The 15,646-nt window shown below is 62.6% G+C and carries 14 protein-coding genes; 4 read left to right on the top strand and 10 right to left on the bottom strand.

The genetic code is table 11. From position 1 onward, the window contains the following. Positions 1–39 precede the first annotated feature (39 nt). The 9 genes from HELO_RS14395 to HELO_RS14435 all read right to left on the bottom strand — a co-directional run bounded on the left by HELO_RS14395 (position 40) and on the right by HELO_RS14435 (position 9,031). Positions 40–1,110 carry a transporter gene (locus tag HELO_RS14395; RefSeq protein WP_146747539.1) on the bottom strand — a complete coding sequence of 357 codons (1,071 nt, stop codon included), beginning with the start codon at positions 1,108–1,110 and terminating at the stop codon, positions 40–42. A gap of 134 nt (positions 1,111–1,244) precedes the next feature. Continuing rightward, positions 1,245–2,042: a hypothetical protein gene (locus HELO_RS14400; protein WP_013333376.1), complete on the bottom strand. Its 798-nt coding sequence runs from the start codon at positions 2,040–2,042 to the stop codon at positions 1,245–1,247. Positions 2,043–2,087: 45 nt separating this feature from the next. Continuing rightward, a complete protein-coding gene (locus HELO_RS14405) occupies positions 2,088–2,816 on the bottom strand; it encodes a C39 family peptidase (RefSeq protein ID WP_013333377.1) in 729 nt (242 codons plus the stop codon). Between the two features lie 140 nt (positions 2,817–2,956). Continuing rightward, positions 2,957–4,165 carry an autotransporter outer membrane beta-barrel domain-containing protein gene (locus HELO_RS14410; RefSeq protein WP_013333378.1) on the bottom strand — a complete coding sequence of 403 codons (1,209 nt, stop codon included), beginning with the start codon at positions 4,163–4,165 and terminating at the stop codon, positions 2,957–2,959. Between the two features lie 53 nt (positions 4,166–4,218). Beyond that, complete coding sequence (locus HELO_RS14415) at positions 4,219–4,884, bottom strand: hypothetical protein (RefSeq protein ID WP_013333379.1); 666 nt, start codon at positions 4,882–4,884, stop codon at positions 4,219–4,221. A gap of 2 nt (positions 4,885–4,886) precedes the next feature. Beyond that, a complete protein-coding gene (locus HELO_RS14420) occupies positions 4,887–5,414 on the bottom strand; it encodes a hypothetical protein (RefSeq protein WP_146747540.1) in 528 nt (175 codons plus the stop codon). Positions 5,415–5,441: 27 nt separating this feature from the next. Further along, the gene (locus HELO_RS14425; RefSeq protein WP_146747541.1) at positions 5,442–5,789 is read right to left on the bottom strand and encodes a hypothetical protein; all 348 of its coding nucleotides are present in this window, start codon (positions 5,787–5,789) and stop codon (positions 5,442–5,444) included. A 343-nt stretch (positions 5,790–6,132) separates the two neighbouring features. Next, complete coding sequence (locus tag HELO_RS14430) at positions 6,133–7,557, bottom strand: sigma-54 interaction domain-containing protein (protein WP_013333382.1); 1,425 nt, start codon at positions 7,555–7,557, stop codon at positions 6,133–6,135. Positions 7,558–7,897: 340 nt separating this feature from the next. Further along, complete coding sequence (locus HELO_RS14435; RefSeq protein WP_013333383.1) at positions 7,898–9,031, bottom strand: GNAT family N-acetyltransferase; 1,134 nt, start codon at positions 9,029–9,031, stop codon at positions 7,898–7,900. Between the two features lie 285 nt (positions 9,032–9,316). Between HELO_RS14435 and edd the strand changes: the two genes are divergently transcribed. The 4 genes from edd to HELO_RS14460 all read left to right on the top strand — a co-directional run bounded on the left by edd (position 9,317) and on the right by HELO_RS14460 (position 14,207). Next, positions 9,317–11,203: a phosphogluconate dehydratase gene (gene edd / locus HELO_RS14440; RefSeq protein ID WP_013333384.1), complete on the top strand. Its 1,887-nt coding sequence runs from the start codon at positions 9,317–9,319 to the stop codon at positions 11,201–11,203. 8 nt (positions 11,204–11,211) lie between these two features. Further along, positions 11,212–12,180, top strand: a complete 969-nt coding sequence (gene glk / locus HELO_RS14445) for a glucokinase (RefSeq protein WP_013333385.1) — start codon at positions 11,212–11,214, stop codon at positions 12,178–12,180. Between the two features lie 16 nt (positions 12,181–12,196). Then, on the top strand, positions 12,197–13,195 hold the full coding sequence (locus HELO_RS14455) for an aldose epimerase family protein (RefSeq protein WP_013333386.1): 999 nt from the start codon (positions 12,197–12,199) through the stop codon (positions 13,193–13,195). A 64-nt stretch (positions 13,196–13,259) separates the two neighbouring features. Then, positions 13,260–14,207 carry a carbohydrate kinase family protein gene (locus tag HELO_RS14460; RefSeq protein WP_013333387.1) on the top strand — a complete coding sequence of 316 codons (948 nt, stop codon included), beginning with the start codon at positions 13,260–13,262 and terminating at the stop codon, positions 14,205–14,207. Between the two features lie 114 nt (positions 14,208–14,321). Here HELO_RS14460 and HELO_RS14465 read toward each other — a convergent pair whose 3' ends face one another. Beyond that, positions 14,322–15,623, bottom strand: coding sequence for an SLC13 family permease (locus tag HELO_RS14465; protein WP_013333388.1), 1,302 nt, complete (start codon positions 15,621–15,623; stop codon positions 14,322–14,324). Between the last annotated feature and the right edge of the window lie 23 nt (positions 15,624–15,646).

Genomic DNA, 15,646 nt, shown 5'->3' on the forward strand with positions numbered 1-15,646 from the left:
ACGTCTCGGTTGCCACAGCCCGAGCGTCATACCCGAATGTCATAGCTGGAAGGGCATACGGAAGGTCAGGCTGATGTCGGACGCGTCATCGGTCAGACCGATGCCCAGGTTGGTCACGATGGAAGTCGAGTCGTTCAAAGCATAGGTACCGCCGATATTGAAGACACCGACATTGGCATCACTGTCGATGACCTTGCTGGTACTGCCATTGGAAGTGATCTCAGATTTGCGAATATGCTCGTGGGAGTAGGAAAGCGCCAGGCTGAGTCGCTCATTGAGCGCGAAGGCCGTACCGAAACCGACCTGGATACTGTCGCCCAGGTCAACATCGCCGGGTTGATCGCCCGAGGATGCCGAAATATCGTCGAAGGATTCCTCGAAATTGTAGGTATATCCCAGACTACCGAAGACGATGGCCGGATCCAGCGTCTTGAGTAGCGATACACTGGTTGTCGCCGCCCAGACGCCATTACCGGTAGGCAGCTCGGTCGGCACTATCAGATTCGTGTTGTCGTCCTCGCGCAGACCGATGCCGTAAGGATCCTTGCCGGTCGGCGCACGAACCCCCGCACTGATCACGACATCGGGACGTGTCGGGGTTTCCGGCAGCAATCGATAGGATAATGTCGCCGAAATATCGCCCAATGCCGCTTCATCGACATTCACTTCGCTTTCCCGCTCCGTGGAAAGATCATCGCCGATGGACTGATAGGTCGTGCTGCGATACACGAAAGGTATCGTCACCCCCAACTCCAGGCGGTTGGAGAAGCCATAGCGCATGTTGAGATCGAAGGTGGTGATATGCGTTTCCACCCCGTCCAGGTTCAATTCTCCCAAAAAGATCGCATCCAGGGCGAGAAAGCCCCTCAGCGCCAGTTTGGAACGATCGGAATAGGAGTAATTGATGCTCGGCTCGATGGAGAACCGATTATCGAACAGGGTATGCTCCTCGCGCAGCACGTCTTCAACGCTCTTGCTGGGTCGCGCCTCGCGAACGACCCCACCGTCACCTTCTTGTGCCACGGCCGGTGTGGCCGAGAGCCCCGCAATGCCGATGGCGACCAGGCTCCATTTCACCCTTGCTTCCTGGGCTGACATATTATTATTCACGATCACCCTCCTTCCCCTCGGAATATGATCCCAGGCATACCATTCGAGCACCCCGCCGGATGTCGGGGCATGCCTTCCTGAATCAGCCTAGTAGTCCCTGGAAAATTAGTTCGCCCACCTCTTTTACGGTGTCTTCAACGACGCAATTGCGAAGCCATCCTCATGGCACTTCTGATCCCCATCGATCGCTCTATCGTCGGCCGATTGTTCATGTAGAGTTGCAGGCGAGTCAGGTTATGCACCCGCTGCAGGCTGCTGGACAGCTGGATACGCTGATGCAGCCCCTGCCCCGGCAGGATTGCCTGTGATACATGGCCGATTCCAGGCACCTTCATGTCGACACTGAAGTCGTTGCCCGACGCACTGACCGCGACGCGTGTCCCCGAGGTCAAGTGCCGCTCGACGCGAGAAACGCCTGCCGACCCCGTCGGCACGGAAGTGCCGGCGGCATCCAGGATATCGACCTGCAACTCGTTGGCCGCCGTGTTGAAATCCCCCCCGGCCTGGATCGACTGCACGACCCCTCTGGCATTGGGCGTCCCGCCATCGACCACGACGGCGCCATTGCCCACCGAAGCCGCCAGGCCGGGCCCGTCGACCACCGAAATGACGGGCTCGAACGAGACACGTGGCGTGCCGCCACTGAGATCGCCCATCACCCCCGCCCTGGCCCGGATATGCTCACCGGCGGCCGTTCGCCATTCACTCGACATCTGCACCCCGAAGTACATGAGCCGCCCTCGATCCACGAAGCGCCCTCGCATGATGCTCAGTTCATCATCACTGAGCTGCCGGGCCTCGGAGAACGGCTCGAAGCTCGAGGTAGCCGCCTGGGCCGAAGGTATGCCCGCTTGCGACATCGCCAACAGCAGCGGCGTGGAGAAAGCTAAAATACGCCAGGTATTCGTGCCCCTTTTATATTTGCCGATCATGACCGTATCCCCTTGAGTGACATACCAAACCGACGAGCCCGCAGCTCAGAACAGCTCGGCGTGCCGAAAACCGAAATCGATCAGTTGGTCTCGCGGTGCTGGAGAGAAGACGTCCTGCAGACGATGCGCGGTCAATGGCTGACGCGGATCGAGCAGGACCGTATAACGGTCATAACCTTCCCCCACCACGGCAAAGATGATGTTGTTCCACGCAGTCATGAAGTCGTCGCGCGACATCACGCGATTGCCCAGCGCCGGATCACCGACGTAGACGCGATCCCCCCGAGCCTTCTTCATCACCACGAAATGCTTGTAGCCTTCCAGATCGAGCAGCACGATCACCGGAATCGATATTTCATCCAGCGTATCGGGATCGACCTCATAGCCACGTCCTCGGTATCCGTTCGTTTCCACATAGCGCTTCAGGTCAAGCAAAGAAAAGCCGCGCTGACGCACGACTTCGGGATCGGATACTTCGAGCATGCCCGCCAGGACATCATTCTCGGTGATTTCCGCACGGCCATAGGCATACTTGAGTACCGTGGCCAGGGCCGCGGCCCCACAGGAAAAATCGGTATGCTGTTCGACCAGGTCCTCGTAACGCCTCTCGCGTATGGATTGGACGTCCTTGCGTACCATGGTGTCGGACAGGACATTGCCCAGGCTCATGCTGGCTGCCAACGCCATATCGGCAGATGCCACGCTGATACAGATGCCCGTCACCATCGCCGTGAATAGCCGCAAACGCTTGAAACTCATGCGCTTGAAATTCATGGTGCGCTCCCGGTACCCCATCGCCGGAGACACGCTGGCAGCGTCGCCCGACGAAGAATAGAGTCTCCCGACCCGCATCGCGGGTCGGGAGTGTTGACCTGTCATCACATCTCGCTGGAGGTCATGCAGCGACGAGCGAATTATTCGCTGCCGCCACCAGCCCCGCCACCTGCGGCGGACGATGCAATGGACAGGGAGTTGCGCTGCAGGTTGTTGGTACCGGCGGCGACGTTGACGCCGATGTTGCCGACCGCACCACGCAGGGCGTTGCCGCCCAGCTCGGCGTTGTTCTCGTTGGCCACGTACACGGTATTGGTCGCCGTGACGCTACCGGAGAGCGTGCCGCCCATGGCCATCAGGCCCGCTTCGCGGAAGCCCAGCCGGCCACGATATTGCCCTTCTGTGGTGCCGTCCTCGTTGAAGGCAAAGGCCCCGCCATCACCATTGAGGTCCTGGGCAAATTGTGCATCGGAGTCAACGTCGATGTGGCCGGTAGAAGTCCCTCCGGTATGCGTTGCACCACTCCAGGTATCCAGATAGACATCACCAATCTGGTCGGACTGGCCGGTATACGTGCCATTGTAAGTACCGGACTCACGACCGCGACCGACACCGGCATAGCCGCCCACCATCACACCGGACACCGTAACGTCAGTGGTGTTGGTGAAGGTCTCGGTATGGCCACTATTGGCGGTGTGGTTGCCATAAGTGGTCTGTACTCCACCGGTCGTGGCATCAGCCGAGCCGCTGGAGGTATTGACCGCAGCCGCCAGGCTGTTCTGCTGGCCATTGCCGACACCGGCGGCAACGTTCACCCCAATGTTGCCGCTGGCGCCAAGCAGAGCGTTGCCACCCATGCGAGCGTTGTTCGGGCTGCCACTGTTGATGGTCACGTTGTTCGAGCTGGACTGAGCCGAGAAGGCAGCAGCCTGACCGAACACACGAGCCGCATCCGAAGCGGCAAGTGCCGCATCATTGGCTTGCTGGTTGTTGTCGCCCGCCGCCACGTTGACGCCGATATTACCGGCGGCATTGCGCAAGGCATTGCCATCCAGGTCGGCGTTGTTGGTGGAGACGGTATTATCGACACCGTTGCCATTGATCAGCTGCTTGCTGTCCACGGTGGCACCGGCATAGTTGGGATCACTGGTCCGCACCCTGACATCGACCTTGAAGTCCTTGTAGGTATCGCTGTCATGGTTGAGTTCGACATCGATGTTGTTATCGAACTTGGAATCGATCTCGCTATCGGTATCGAAGTCATTGCCCGAGTTCCAGGCAAATGCCGCGGGAGCAGCCATCAGTGCGGCGACAGCCAGAGCGAGCGGAGCTTTTTGGAATGTTTTCATGGTCCTTCTCCTGAATGAGCCGTTGTAATGCATTTTTTGCTTCTTGATTTACGCTACTGCCCCAGCGCCATGTTCATGCGGAAGCTGTTGCGCGTAGCGTTTCCCTTACCGGCTGACTGGTTGACCTGAATCACCCCGCGAGCACCGCCGAAGGTCGTGTTGTCTATCTCGACCCTGCGACTGGCGTCCTCGGCGGAATCATCACCGCCACCGTTCAGCCCCTGCTGACTCGCCAGCACCTGTTGCAGGTTCCTGTCATCCAGGCTGCTGACGTTGATGCCCAGAGCCATGCCGAATGCATTGCTCTGCACATTTCCTTGACCCGCCGCCTGATTGATCGACATCCAGCCGCTCGCCTGACGGAAGGCCTTGTCCTGTATCTGCACGTCGTTCTGCAGGCTGATCAGGCTCTCGTCGATACGCGCCTGCTGAACCAGTTGACCGGACGTGCTGGACGCTCTCCCGATGGATAGAGCGCCGCTGTTGGCTTGCCGGTTACCTTCCCCGGCCGCCATGTTGGTATTCGCCACGCCACTGACATGGCTCAGGGCACCGCCCTGGAGAACCGTGCTGTTGCGTAGCCCGATGTCCTGGGCATCGGCCGTATCGAAACCGGCCATCATCAGCCCCAGGCAAGTGGCGAAGAGCGTGTGCCGCACGAGAGCTCGCGCTTCGAGACGCCCGGCCATCGGTTGAGGTGTCGCGATGAGTCGCAGCATGATCAGCGCTCCCCCGTGAGAGGCGACAATGCGCCTTTGACGGTATCGGCCAGCCCCGAAGTGATACCGACCACGCCACCACCTACCGAGCCGCCGCCAAGGCTACCCGCAGCCTGCCCGGACCTGGCGGCGCTCGAGTACCCCGACGCATCGGTCCCAAGCCCCCGATGCAACTGGGGCATTCCCAGGCTCTTGCCACTGCTGATCCCCGCCGCCCGCGCATCGGTCAAGGCCACGGCCCTGACACCGGAAAGCTGGCGCTGCGTCTCCTGCGTTACCGTTTCATTGAGCTCGGTATTGCGACGCAGATCCGCCCGGGCCCTGATCGGCCCGCCGACACGGTCCGACTGGCCAAAGGCCGCCGGCTCGACCTCGCGCAGGATGATCACCTCGCCAGGCCTGACCCCGGGGCGAAGATTCTGCTGCCCCAGGGCCTCCTCGACTCCCGGGCCCACCAGCATTGCTGCGACCATGCCGACTGCCCCCAGCACGATTCGCCCCCTCACGACACGGACGGTGCTGCTTGTCATCCCCTGCGTTGTCATGTCGTTCACCTGTTATTTATTGTCTCGTTGACTCATGGTGTGGTTACGCTGCAGGTTGCCAGCGCCTTCCATCAGTTGTGCTTGCCCGCCACGATCGACGCCCCCCGCATCGTGTCCGGGACGTTCATCCCAGAGGATGACCTGCCCCGCGCGCCGCACCTGCCATTCCGGCGTATAGCGCCCCTGGATCCCGTCGAGAGCTTCGTTCGTCAGCGCCACCTGGTGCACGGACGCCGACTGCTCGAACACCTCGGGTATTTCCGGACCACGCTGTTCGGCCGCGACGCTCGATGCCATGCCCAGTCCCGCGAGGACGGCATACCGCCATAGCCAGCACGTCTTGCGAACTCGATGAGTCATGGTGGTGTCCTCGCATCTGCCAGGGTCCAGCATCGTGTCTCCTTGTATGGAGCAAGGAGTGTGCCAAACATGATTTCCCTTTATTTACAGACGGTTAGACAAAACGTGCGGAGAGAAAGTGTTAACCCCATGAAACATTCCAGGCTCGAGGCGTCGCCCCGAACCGGGGGAGTCTTATCAATGCCTTGTTGAATCAACGCATTACGATAAGTGTTAGGGGATTGAAACAACGGCGGGTACGAGACAGGGGAAAAGGACACAACGCACGACGCCCGCCGAGAAAATGGCGGGCGTCAGACATGATGGGGAATGGAGGATTTGAGCGGCGAATGCTCGATACAAACTACAGGTGTGCCGAGGAGGTTGATCTCCCAAGCCCACTTGCCGACTCCCCCGGTGAGCGGGGAATGCCATGCTTGTTGAGCAATCGATACATCGTGACGCGCGACACACCGAGTTCGGCAGCGGCAGGATGAATTCGATACTTGTTGCGCGCCAGGGCTGCCAGCAGGGAATCGCGCTCGGCACGCTCCCGCGCTTGCTCCAGCGTCAGCACATGACGATGGATACGGCGACGCTCGATGCCCAGGTCCTCGGGCTGAATCAGCCGACCTTCGCACATCACCATCGCGCGCCTCACCCGGTTGATCAGTTCACGGACATTGCCCGGCCAGGCATATTGCTGCATCACAGCGAGCGATTCTCGGGAGAAGCCCTTCAGGCATGCCGGCTTGTCGCCGGCAAAGCGCTTGAAGAAGAAGTGGGCCAGAATCTCGATATCTTCGGGATGCTCCCGCAATGCAGGCACCGTGATCTGCAGGACATTGAGTCGGTGGTAGAGATCTTCACGAAAGCGCCCTTCGTCGACGGCCTTGGCGAGATCGACATGGGTGGCGGCAAGAACCCGCACATCCACGCTGATCTCGTTCAGTCCACCGACGCGTTGCAAGCGTCGCGTCTCGAGAAAGCGCAGCAGGTTGACCTGGAGCTCCAGAGGCAGATCCCCGATCTCGTCGAGAAACAGCGTGCCTCCACTCGCGGCCTCGATACGCCCGATCTTGCGCTGCCCGGCTCCTGTGAAGGCTCCCTTCTCGTGGCCGAACAGCTCGGATTGAATCAGATTATCGGGCAAGGCGCCGCAGTTGATCGCATGGAAGGGCCCGTTTGCCCTGGGAGAACGTTCGTGAATCGCCTGGGCGGTCAGTTCCTTGCCGGTACCCGACTCGCCATGAATGCAGACGGAAGCATCCACTGCTGCAATCTTGCGAATCGTCTTGAACAACTGCCACATGGCCGGCGTGGTGCCGACCATCTCATACTCGCCCGAATCCGCACCCGCCTCGGTCGCAGCCTGCTTCTGAGACTCGCTCTCCCGTCGTTGCAGGCGCATCAGGTCGGCCGCTGTCCATAACAACCCCTCGATCCGGTCGGCATCCACGGGCTGCATCGCATAGCCCAGGCAAAGATTGATGATCAGCCGACGCGTATCGCCATCGGCCAGTCCCGACTCGTCCACCAGGCCGATCCATGGGCAACGGCTCTTGATCATCGAGGCCTCGAGTCGCCGCAGCTCATCGGACGACAGGGCATCGAGCATCATGAGCCCCACCTCGTTCTCCGTGACATGTTCATGGCAGCAACAGACGCCGGATGACTCGAAAATAGTGTCGTTATGTACCTGCCAACCGCGTTGTCGCAACGTATCGCCAAGTGACGCGTCCCGGTCACTATCCCTGCAGAACAGCCTCACACTTGCTGGAGACTCCATCGATCACCCCTCCCCGCGAGCCGGGTGAATCATGAGGCACGCCCACTCGCTGTCGGATATGCCTCGTAGAGCGTCAGGAATGCACTGCGCCAAGGCCATTGTGTGAAATTCGTCACACAGCGACGCGAGAAACCCGCTGTACAGGTCCTGACTTATTGTTATTTATCGTTTGCCCGCCTTGTGGCTCATCGTCTCGCCCATCACGACGCACAGCGATTCACCACATACTGTCGCGGCCAAGTGGCATGTCACTGGTTTTCTAGACCACTTGGAGCGCACTCGCCACCCATGCAGAGCAAACTCATTTTCATACTAGCCCTTGTACAGCACCCATCATTGTTTAAATTTTAAACGGCAGTGCCCGCGCGGCCGCGTCATGGTAAGCCGACACGTGAGCGCTTTCCTCGTCGCAGAAGCGCGCCACGCCATCGCGCAGGCGAGGATCCGCGATATGGTGGAGCGATGTCAGTCGGCGCGGCGCGAACCCTCTGGTCAGCTTGTGTTCGCCCTGGGTACCGGGATCAAACAGGGTCAGGCCCGTTGCCAGACAATGCTCGATGCCCTGGTAATAACACGCCTCGAAATGCAATCCATCGGCCATCACTTCGCTGCCCCAGTAGCGACCGTAGAGGGTCCGGGTCCCCTGCAGACACAACGCCGCCGCCACCGGGCGCCCCGCCAGGCGGGCCTGGACCAGCAACAAGGATTCGGGCAGGTCGCGGCGCAGCCGCTCGAAGAAACTCTCATCGAGATAGCCACGCTGCCCACGTTCCAGGTAGGTGAGCTGATAGCAGCGAAAGAAGTGCGCAAGATCCTCGTCACCGATCTCGTCGCCCTGGAGACGGTGCAGACTCAGCCCTTGTTCGGCGATGCGTCGGCGTTCCCGCCGAATGGCCTTGCGGCGCTTGGAGGTCAGGCTCGCCAGGAAGCCCTCGAAGTCGCCGAACCCGCGATCTTGCCACTGAAACTGGACACCATGGCGGGGAATCAACTCGGGACACGCCTGTCGCCAGGCATCGACCTCGGCCTGCTCGGCGAACAGCAAATGCCAGCTCGAGACATCCTCCGACTCCCAGGCCTCGGCCAGCAAGCGACGCGCCTGCAGCGGGTCGATGTCCTCGGCCAGCAGCAGTCGAGGCCCCGGCGCCGGGGTGAAGGGAATGGCGCTGAGCGCCTTGGGATAGTAACGTCCCCCGGCACGCTCCCAGGCATCGGCCCAGGCCCAATCGAAGACATATTCGCCGAAGGAGTGATACTTGAGATAATGCGGCAGGACACCGACCAGCTCGTCTCCCTGCCACAGGGTCAGGTGACGCGGAACCCAGCCGGTATCGGCGCTCACGGCCCCGCTATCCTCCAGGGCGGACAGAAACTCGTGGCGCAGGAACGGGTAGTCATCACCGACCAGGGCATTCCAGGACGCCGGTGGTATCGCCCCGATGGGTGACGGCGTTCCAAGGCGTAATCGAGTCATGGTGTCTCCATAGCGGTGGACGAGCCGGCTGACAAGCAACCAGCGCAACGCCTACATTGTGCGTAGCCCCACCCAGGTCTCGCCACCCGCCACCCTCGCGAACATCGCGACGATGCGGCGACCCGGGACGCCATTTTCCGACCATCGAGGGAAAGGCACCATCGCCTCATCCTTTTGGGTAAAATAATTACAAAAATCATCTCAAAGGCCCTATCATGGCCGAGTGATTGGCAAAATTTTTGTTAAATTTACCAAAATTTATTGATAACGCTGCCGAGGTGCCCCATGGCCCAAGCCCCCACGCCCCTCAACGCCACCGTCCAGCAGGTAACCGAGCGTATCCGTGAGCGCTCGAGTGAACGCCGTGCCCTCTACGAGCGGCGCATGGAGGACCAGCATCGCCGCGGCGTGCATCGTGCCGAGCTCTCCTGCGGCAACCTGGCCCACGGCTTCGCCGCCTGCGGTGCCGAGGACAAGAATTCGCTGAAGATGCTGAACAGCGCCAACCTGGGCATCATCTCCGCCTACAACGACATGCTCTCCGCCCACCAGCCGCTGGAGACCTTCCCCGAGACGATCAAGTCAGCCGCCCGCGCCATGGGCTCCACCGCCCAGTTCGCCGGCGGCGTGCCGGCCATGTGCGACGGCGTGACCCAGGGCCAGCCGGGCATGGAACTGTCGCTGTTCTCCCGCGACGTCATTGCCATGGCCTCCGCCGTCGGCTTGTCCCACAACATGTTCGACGCCGCCCTGTATCTGGGCGTGTGCGACAAGATCGTCCCGGGGCTGTTCATCGCCGCGGCACGCTTCGGCCACCTGCCGGCGATGTTCGTGCCCGCCGGCCCCATGCCCAGCGGCCTGCCCAACAAGGAGAAGGCGCGTATCCGCCAGCTGTTCGCCGAAGGCAAGGCGAGCCGCGAAGACCTGCTGGAAGCGGAATCCGAGTCCTATCACAGTCCCGGCACCTGCACCTTCTACGGTACCGCCAACTCCAACCAGCTGATGATGGAGATGATGGGCCTGCACCTGCCGGGCACCTCCTTCGTCAACCCGGGTACCGAAATGCGCGAAGCGCTGACCCGCTTCGCCACCGAGCAGGCGATCCGCAACACCGAGCCCGGCGGCGACTATCGCCCCTTCTACAGGCAGATCGACGAGCGCGCCATCGTCAACGCCGTGGTCGGCCTGCTGGCTTCCGGCGGCTCCACCAACCACACCCTGCACCTGGTGGCCATGGCAGCGGCGGCAGGCCTCACCCTGACCTGGGAAGACTTCACCGACCTTTCCTCGGTGACGCCCAGCCTGATGAAGGTCTATCCCAACGGCCAGGCGGACATCAACCACTTCCAGGCCGCCGGCGGCATGAGTTACCTGTTCCGCGAGCTGATCGGCGCCGGCCTGATCCACACCGACATCCCCTCGGTGTTCGGCACCGACATGACCGCCTACACCCAGGAGCCCTTCCTCGAAGACGGCAAGCTGATCTGGCGCGAAGGCCCGGAGCAGAGCCTGGATGAAGATGTCCTGCGCCCGGTGGCCAATCCCTTCACGCCCACCGGCGGCCTCACTGTGCTCGACGGCAACCTGGGCCGCGGCGTGATCAAGGTCTCGGCGGTCGACGAAGAACATCGACTCGTGGAAGCTCCGGTCAAGATCTTCGAGGACCAGAACGAACTCAAGGCGGCCTTCGAAGCCGGCGAGCTGGACCGCGACGTCATCGCCGTGGTGCGTTTCCAGGGGCCCAAGGCCAACGGCATGCCCGAGTTGCACAAGCTGACGCCCTACCTGGGCGTACTGCAGGACCGCGGCTACAAGGTGGCGCTCGTCACCGACGGACGCATGTCCGGTGCCTCCGGCAAGGTGCCGGCGGCCATCCACATGAGCCCCGAAGCGCTGGACGGCGGCCCGCTGGCCAAGCTGCGCGACGGCGACATCGTGCGCCTGGATACCAACGCCGGAACGCTGGAAGCCAAGGTCGACCCCCGCACCTGGGCCGATCGCGAGAAGCATGTCGCCGAGCTTGACCACTACCACGTGGGCCTCGGCCGCGAACTCTTCGCCGGCTTCCGCCATCTGGCCATGCGCGGCGAAGAGGGCGCCGGGGTCTTCGGCGGCTTCGAGGCCGACGACCTGGCCCGCCAGCAAGGACAGATCCACGACGAAGACGCCTGAGACGCCCCATGACCCGACCCGCTCTGATCGGCGACATCGGCGGCACCAACGCCCGCTTCGCGTTGGTGACGCCGGGCGCCTTCGCGCCCCACGACATCCATAGCCTGCCCTGCGCCGACTATCCCGGCATCGTCGAGGCAGCTCGCGATTACCTGACCCGCGTCGGCGCCACCGGCGACCAGGCCCCTCGCGAGGCCTGCCTGGCCTTCGCCTGCCCGGTGCATGACGAACGCGTGGTGATGACCAACAACCACTGGGACTTCACCAAGACGGCCGTGCGCGAAGCGCTGGGCCTCGATCTGTTCAAGGTCATCAACGACTTCATGGCCCAGGCCCTGGGCGTGCCCCACGTCGCCGACGACGAACTGGTCACCCTCCAGCAAGGCACGACAGCCCCGCACGCCGCACGCCTGGTGATCGGTCCCGGTACCGGCCTCGGCGTGGCCGGGGTCTTCCCCGGGCGCCACGACTGGATCCCGCTGCCCACCGAGGGCGGGCACGTGACCTTCGCCCCCACCGACGAGCGCGAACAGAACCTGCAGCGCCACTTCCGCAACCGCTATGGCCGCATCTCGGTGGAGCGCCTGCTCTGCGGCCAGGGCCTGCTGGATCTGTATATCGCCCACTGCTCGCTGAAGGGCGCCAACCCACGCTACCAGAAGCCCGCCGAGGTCACGGAAGCAGCCGGCAGCGGCGACCCGGTGGCACGTGATACCCTGCTGCGTTTCCTGAAGATCCTCGGCGACGTCAGCGGCGATGCCGCGCTTACCATGGGCGCACGCGGTGGCGTCTATCTGTGCGGCGGGATACTACCGCGCCTGCTGGACTGGCTGCCGGAGAGCCGCTTCCTGGAGGCCTTCGCCCACAAGGGCCGGATGAGCGCCTACACCGCGGAGATCCCGGTGCACGTGGTCACCGCCCCCTGGACGGGCCTGCTGGGCGCCGCCGAGGCTCTGCACAATCCAGAGGTCGAATGACCCTCGAGGAGGTCACATGATTCCCGAAACACTGCGCGCCCTGCTGGATGCCACCCAGGGCCAACGCCGCGCCGAATGGGCCGGGCGCGAAGTCTGGCTGGCCAACGAAGCCTGGGGCGAACTCGCCGTGTCGCTCCAGGGCGCCCAAGTTCTGCACTATCTACCAGCGCCCGAAGCCGCGCAAGCTGAAGGCTCTTTACCAGCGCCCGAGGCCGCGCAAGCTGAAGGCTCTGTACCAGCACCCGAAGCTGCGGCAAGCGAAGACGCACAACCGACCGAAACGCCGGAAGGCATGGTGGCCGGTGGTTGGTTGTGGGTGACGCCCACGCCCCAGGAACTGCCCGGCGCGATCCGCGGCGGCATCCCGCTGTGCTGGCCCTGGTTTGCCGACGAACGTACCGCCGACGAATCCCCCGACCGCTCGGGTCCCATGCACGGCCCGGCGCGCACGGCCGACTGGCGCCTCGATGCCGTGGACGAGCACGAGGAAGGCGTGGAGCTGCATCTCAGCCCGCTCGAGCGCCTGCACACCCAGCTCGTGCCCCGCGCGGTGATCCAGGCCAACGCCCAGCGCCTGCACGTCGAACTGATCACCGAGCATACCGGGGAGACCCCGGTGAAGATCACCGGCGCCCTGCACAGCTATCTCGCGGTGGCCGATGCCTTCGCCTGCCGCGTCGAAGGCCTGACGGGCGCCCGCTATCTCGACAAGCTCAAGGACTTCGCCGAGAGCGAACAGCAAGGCGAACTCGGCGTGCGCAGCGGCATCGATCGCATCTATCACAGCAACGAAGAAAGCGTGCTCGACGATGGCCACCGACGCCTGCGCATCGCCCGCCAGGGCAGCGACTCGGTGGTGGTGTGGAATCCCGGCGATGCGCCGCCCGACGACACCTCGCTGGCCGCCGCGCGGCGTTTCCTGTGCGTCGAATCGGCCAACACCCGGCTCGACCCGGTGTGGCTGGTGCCCGGCGCCCAGCACCTGCTGGGCACGACGCTGTCGCGGGCGATCTGATCGCCTCGACGCCGTCACGGCGATCACTACTCCCGACAATCACAAGCTAAGAGGGATACCCCCGATGCACCGACTGATCGCCTTCGGCGAGGCCCTGGTCGACATGCTCTCCAGCCGGCTGGGCGACACCCATGAAGGACCGGAAACCTTCACGCCCTATGCCGGCGGCGCCCCGGCCAACGTCGCCGTGGCCTGCGCCCGGCTCGGCCTGCCGAGCCAGTTTCTCGGCATGCTCGGCGAGGACTACTTCGGCGACTTCCTGGCCGACGAGTTGGCCGCCCATGGCGTCGATATCTCCGGCGTGCGGCGTACCCGCGAGGCGCGCACGGCACTGGCCTTCGTCTCGCGCGATGCCAATGGCGAGCGCACCTTCGACTTCTATCGTCCGCCCGCCGCCGATCTGCTGTATCGTCTCGACCACCTCCCCGCCGGCATCTTCGGCGAATCCGCCCTGCTCCACCTGTGCAGCAACAGCCTGACCGAACCGGACATCGCCGAGACCACCCTGGCCATGGCCGACATGGCCCGCCGCGCCGGCTGTCTGGTCAGTGTCGACGCCAACCTGCGTCACAACCTCTGGGCAAGCGGCGAGGCGGACATCGGCCTGGTCACCCGGCTGCTGGACAGCGCCGACCTGCTCAAGCTCTCCAGCGATGAGCTCGATTACCTGCGTGCCGATCATCCCGAGGACGACTGGCTCGCCCAGCGCCTGGCCGCCGGCACCAAGGCCATCGTCATCACCGACGGGCCCGGCGAGGTCAGGCTCAAGCGGCTGGAGACCGAGACCCGTGTGGCCCCGCCACGCGTACAGGCGGTGGACACGACCGCCGGCGGCGACGCCTTCATCGGCGGTCTTCTGGCTCGGCTCGCCGAACGCTACCACGACGACTGGCATCGCGACGCCGACTTGCTGGAGGATGCCCTGACATTCGCCTGCCGCTGCGGCGCCCATGCGGTGGCCCGCCCCGGCGCCTACTCGGCCCTGCCGAAACGGGCGGATGTGGAGTCGTAGACCGCAAGGCCGAGCTCCCGAGCTGACCCGCAAATCATCGACAGGGGCTCGCGGGGCTCGAGGACTCGCATCCCGGGCCCGACCGGGCCCGGGATATCGTTGACGGTCCACCCGTCAGGCAAGAAAGGTCAGCGTCAGGTTGAACACCACCGCGACGACGAATCCCAACGGGGCGGCACGAAACAGCAAGCCGTTGAGCAAGGTATTGCGCTCCTTTTCCAGCGGGGCTGAGCCGAGAATCAAGCTGCCGCCGGAGGAGAAGGGAGAAATTGCCGTCGCCTGGGCGCCGACCACGATGCACACGAAGATGATCATCGGATCGATCATCAGTGTATTGGCAATCGACGGAACGATCGGGAACAGTGCCGGCGTGACAACGCCCAGCGTGCTGGCAAACAACGACATGAAGGCCGACACCACCCCGAACACCACCGGCACCAGCACAACGGGAATACTAGTGCCGATCCAGGAAGCCAACTGATCGATCGCCCCGGCCTCGATGGCCACCGAGATCAACATGCCCACACCGCAGATCATGATGATCGTGCCCCACGGCAGCGCGGCCACGGCCTTTTTTTCATCTCCGAGCTTCATCAGCAGCGCAATCACCGAGAAAATGCTCGCAATCAGCCCGATATTGACCCGGGAGTTGATGAAGGCAATCACCTCATTGCCTGGTGCCAGAAGCTGCAGTATGGGAGGCAGCAGTACGCAGGTCATCATGATCAACGTCAGCGTCAGGGTGGCTTTCTGCTCGCGAGTCAAGGGAGTCGGCCTGGCAATATCACTCAAGGAGTCGGCCATGGCTTCCTTGCTGCGAGTAAAGAACACAAGGCCGGTAATCACGATCAATGGAATGACGGTAGTACTGGCAAAGATGGCCAGACCATTGATGAAGGCCTCACCCTCCGAGAAACCCGCATTGACCATCAGGCCCTGGAAGATGATACCGCTCTGACTGGAGACGAAATTGGCCCCGGCGAGCGCGCCATAGTTAACGGACATGCCACCGGCAATCAGACTCAGCCGGGTTCTTTCGCACAGCAACAAGGTAACCGGTGCCATGAACGCCAGCACCGTGTAGTAACCCGCCCCCATCGCGGCAATCAGCAAGGAGGCCAGAAAAATGGCGTAGGGCATCATGTGCGGGAAGCGCCGGCAACGATACATCATGTGCTCGGCCAGTTTTTCGAGCGTGCCATTGACGATGGCAAAGCCATAGAACAGACATACCGAGAAGATGATGAAGAATATCTTCAGCGGCCACATCAGAATGATATCGGTAGGCTTCAACCCCATCCCGAAGCAGCCAATCAAGTAGGCGAAGGCAATCGCGAACAGCCCGATGTTGATTCGGGTGCGATAGCCCAGCGCGATGGACGCCACAATGGCGGCGACAACAATGGCACTCATCATGAGGCGGTACTCCTGAATGGATC

Source organism: Halomonas elongata DSM 2581 (assembly GCF_000196875.2).
Lineage (GTDB): Bacteria > Pseudomonadota > Gammaproteobacteria > Pseudomonadales > Halomonadaceae > Halomonas > Halomonas elongata.

Excerpts from the sequence above, each read along its gene's own strand:
- HELO_RS14400 (WP_013333376.1), bottom strand. The coding sequence starts at position 2,042 with ATGATCGGCAAATATAAAAGGGGCACGAATACCTGGCGTATTTTAGCT.
- HELO_RS14405 (WP_013333377.1), bottom strand. The coding sequence starts at position 2,816 with ATGAATTTCAAGCGCATGAGTTTCAAGCGTTTGCGGCTATTCACGGCG.
- HELO_RS14410 (WP_013333378.1), bottom strand. The coding sequence starts at position 4,165 with ATGAAAACATTCCAAAAAGCTCCGCTCGCTCTGGCTGTCGCCGCACTG.
- HELO_RS14415 (WP_013333379.1), bottom strand. The coding sequence starts at position 4,884 with ATGCTGCGACTCATCGCGACACCTCAACCGATGGCCGGGCGTCTCGAA.
- HELO_RS14420 (WP_146747540.1), bottom strand. The coding sequence starts at position 5,414 with ATGACAAGCAGCACCGTCCGTGTCGTGAGGGGGCGAATCGTGCTGGGG.
- HELO_RS14425 (WP_146747541.1), bottom strand. The coding sequence starts at position 5,789 with ATGACTCATCGAGTTCGCAAGACGTGCTGGCTATGGCGGTATGCCGTC.
- HELO_RS14430 (WP_013333382.1), bottom strand. The coding sequence starts at position 7,557 with ATGGAGTCTCCAGCAAGTGTGAGGCTGTTCTGCAGGGATAGTGACCGG.
- HELO_RS14435 (WP_013333383.1), bottom strand. The coding sequence starts at position 9,031 with ATGACTCGATTACGCCTTGGAACGCCGTCACCCATCGGGGCGATACCA.
- edd (WP_013333384.1), top strand. The coding sequence starts at position 9,317 with ATGGCCCAAGCCCCCACGCCCCTCAACGCCACCGTCCAGCAGGTAACC.
- glk (WP_013333385.1), top strand. The coding sequence starts at position 11,212 with ATGACCCGACCCGCTCTGATCGGCGACATCGGCGGCACCAACGCCCGC.
- HELO_RS14455 (WP_013333386.1), top strand. The coding sequence starts at position 12,197 with ATGATTCCCGAAACACTGCGCGCCCTGCTGGATGCCACCCAGGGCCAA.
- HELO_RS14460 (WP_013333387.1), top strand. The coding sequence starts at position 13,260 with ATGCACCGACTGATCGCCTTCGGCGAGGCCCTGGTCGACATGCTCTCC.
- HELO_RS14465 (WP_013333388.1), bottom strand. The coding sequence starts at position 15,623 with ATGATGAGTGCCATTGTTGTCGCCGCCATTGTGGCGTCCATCGCGCTG.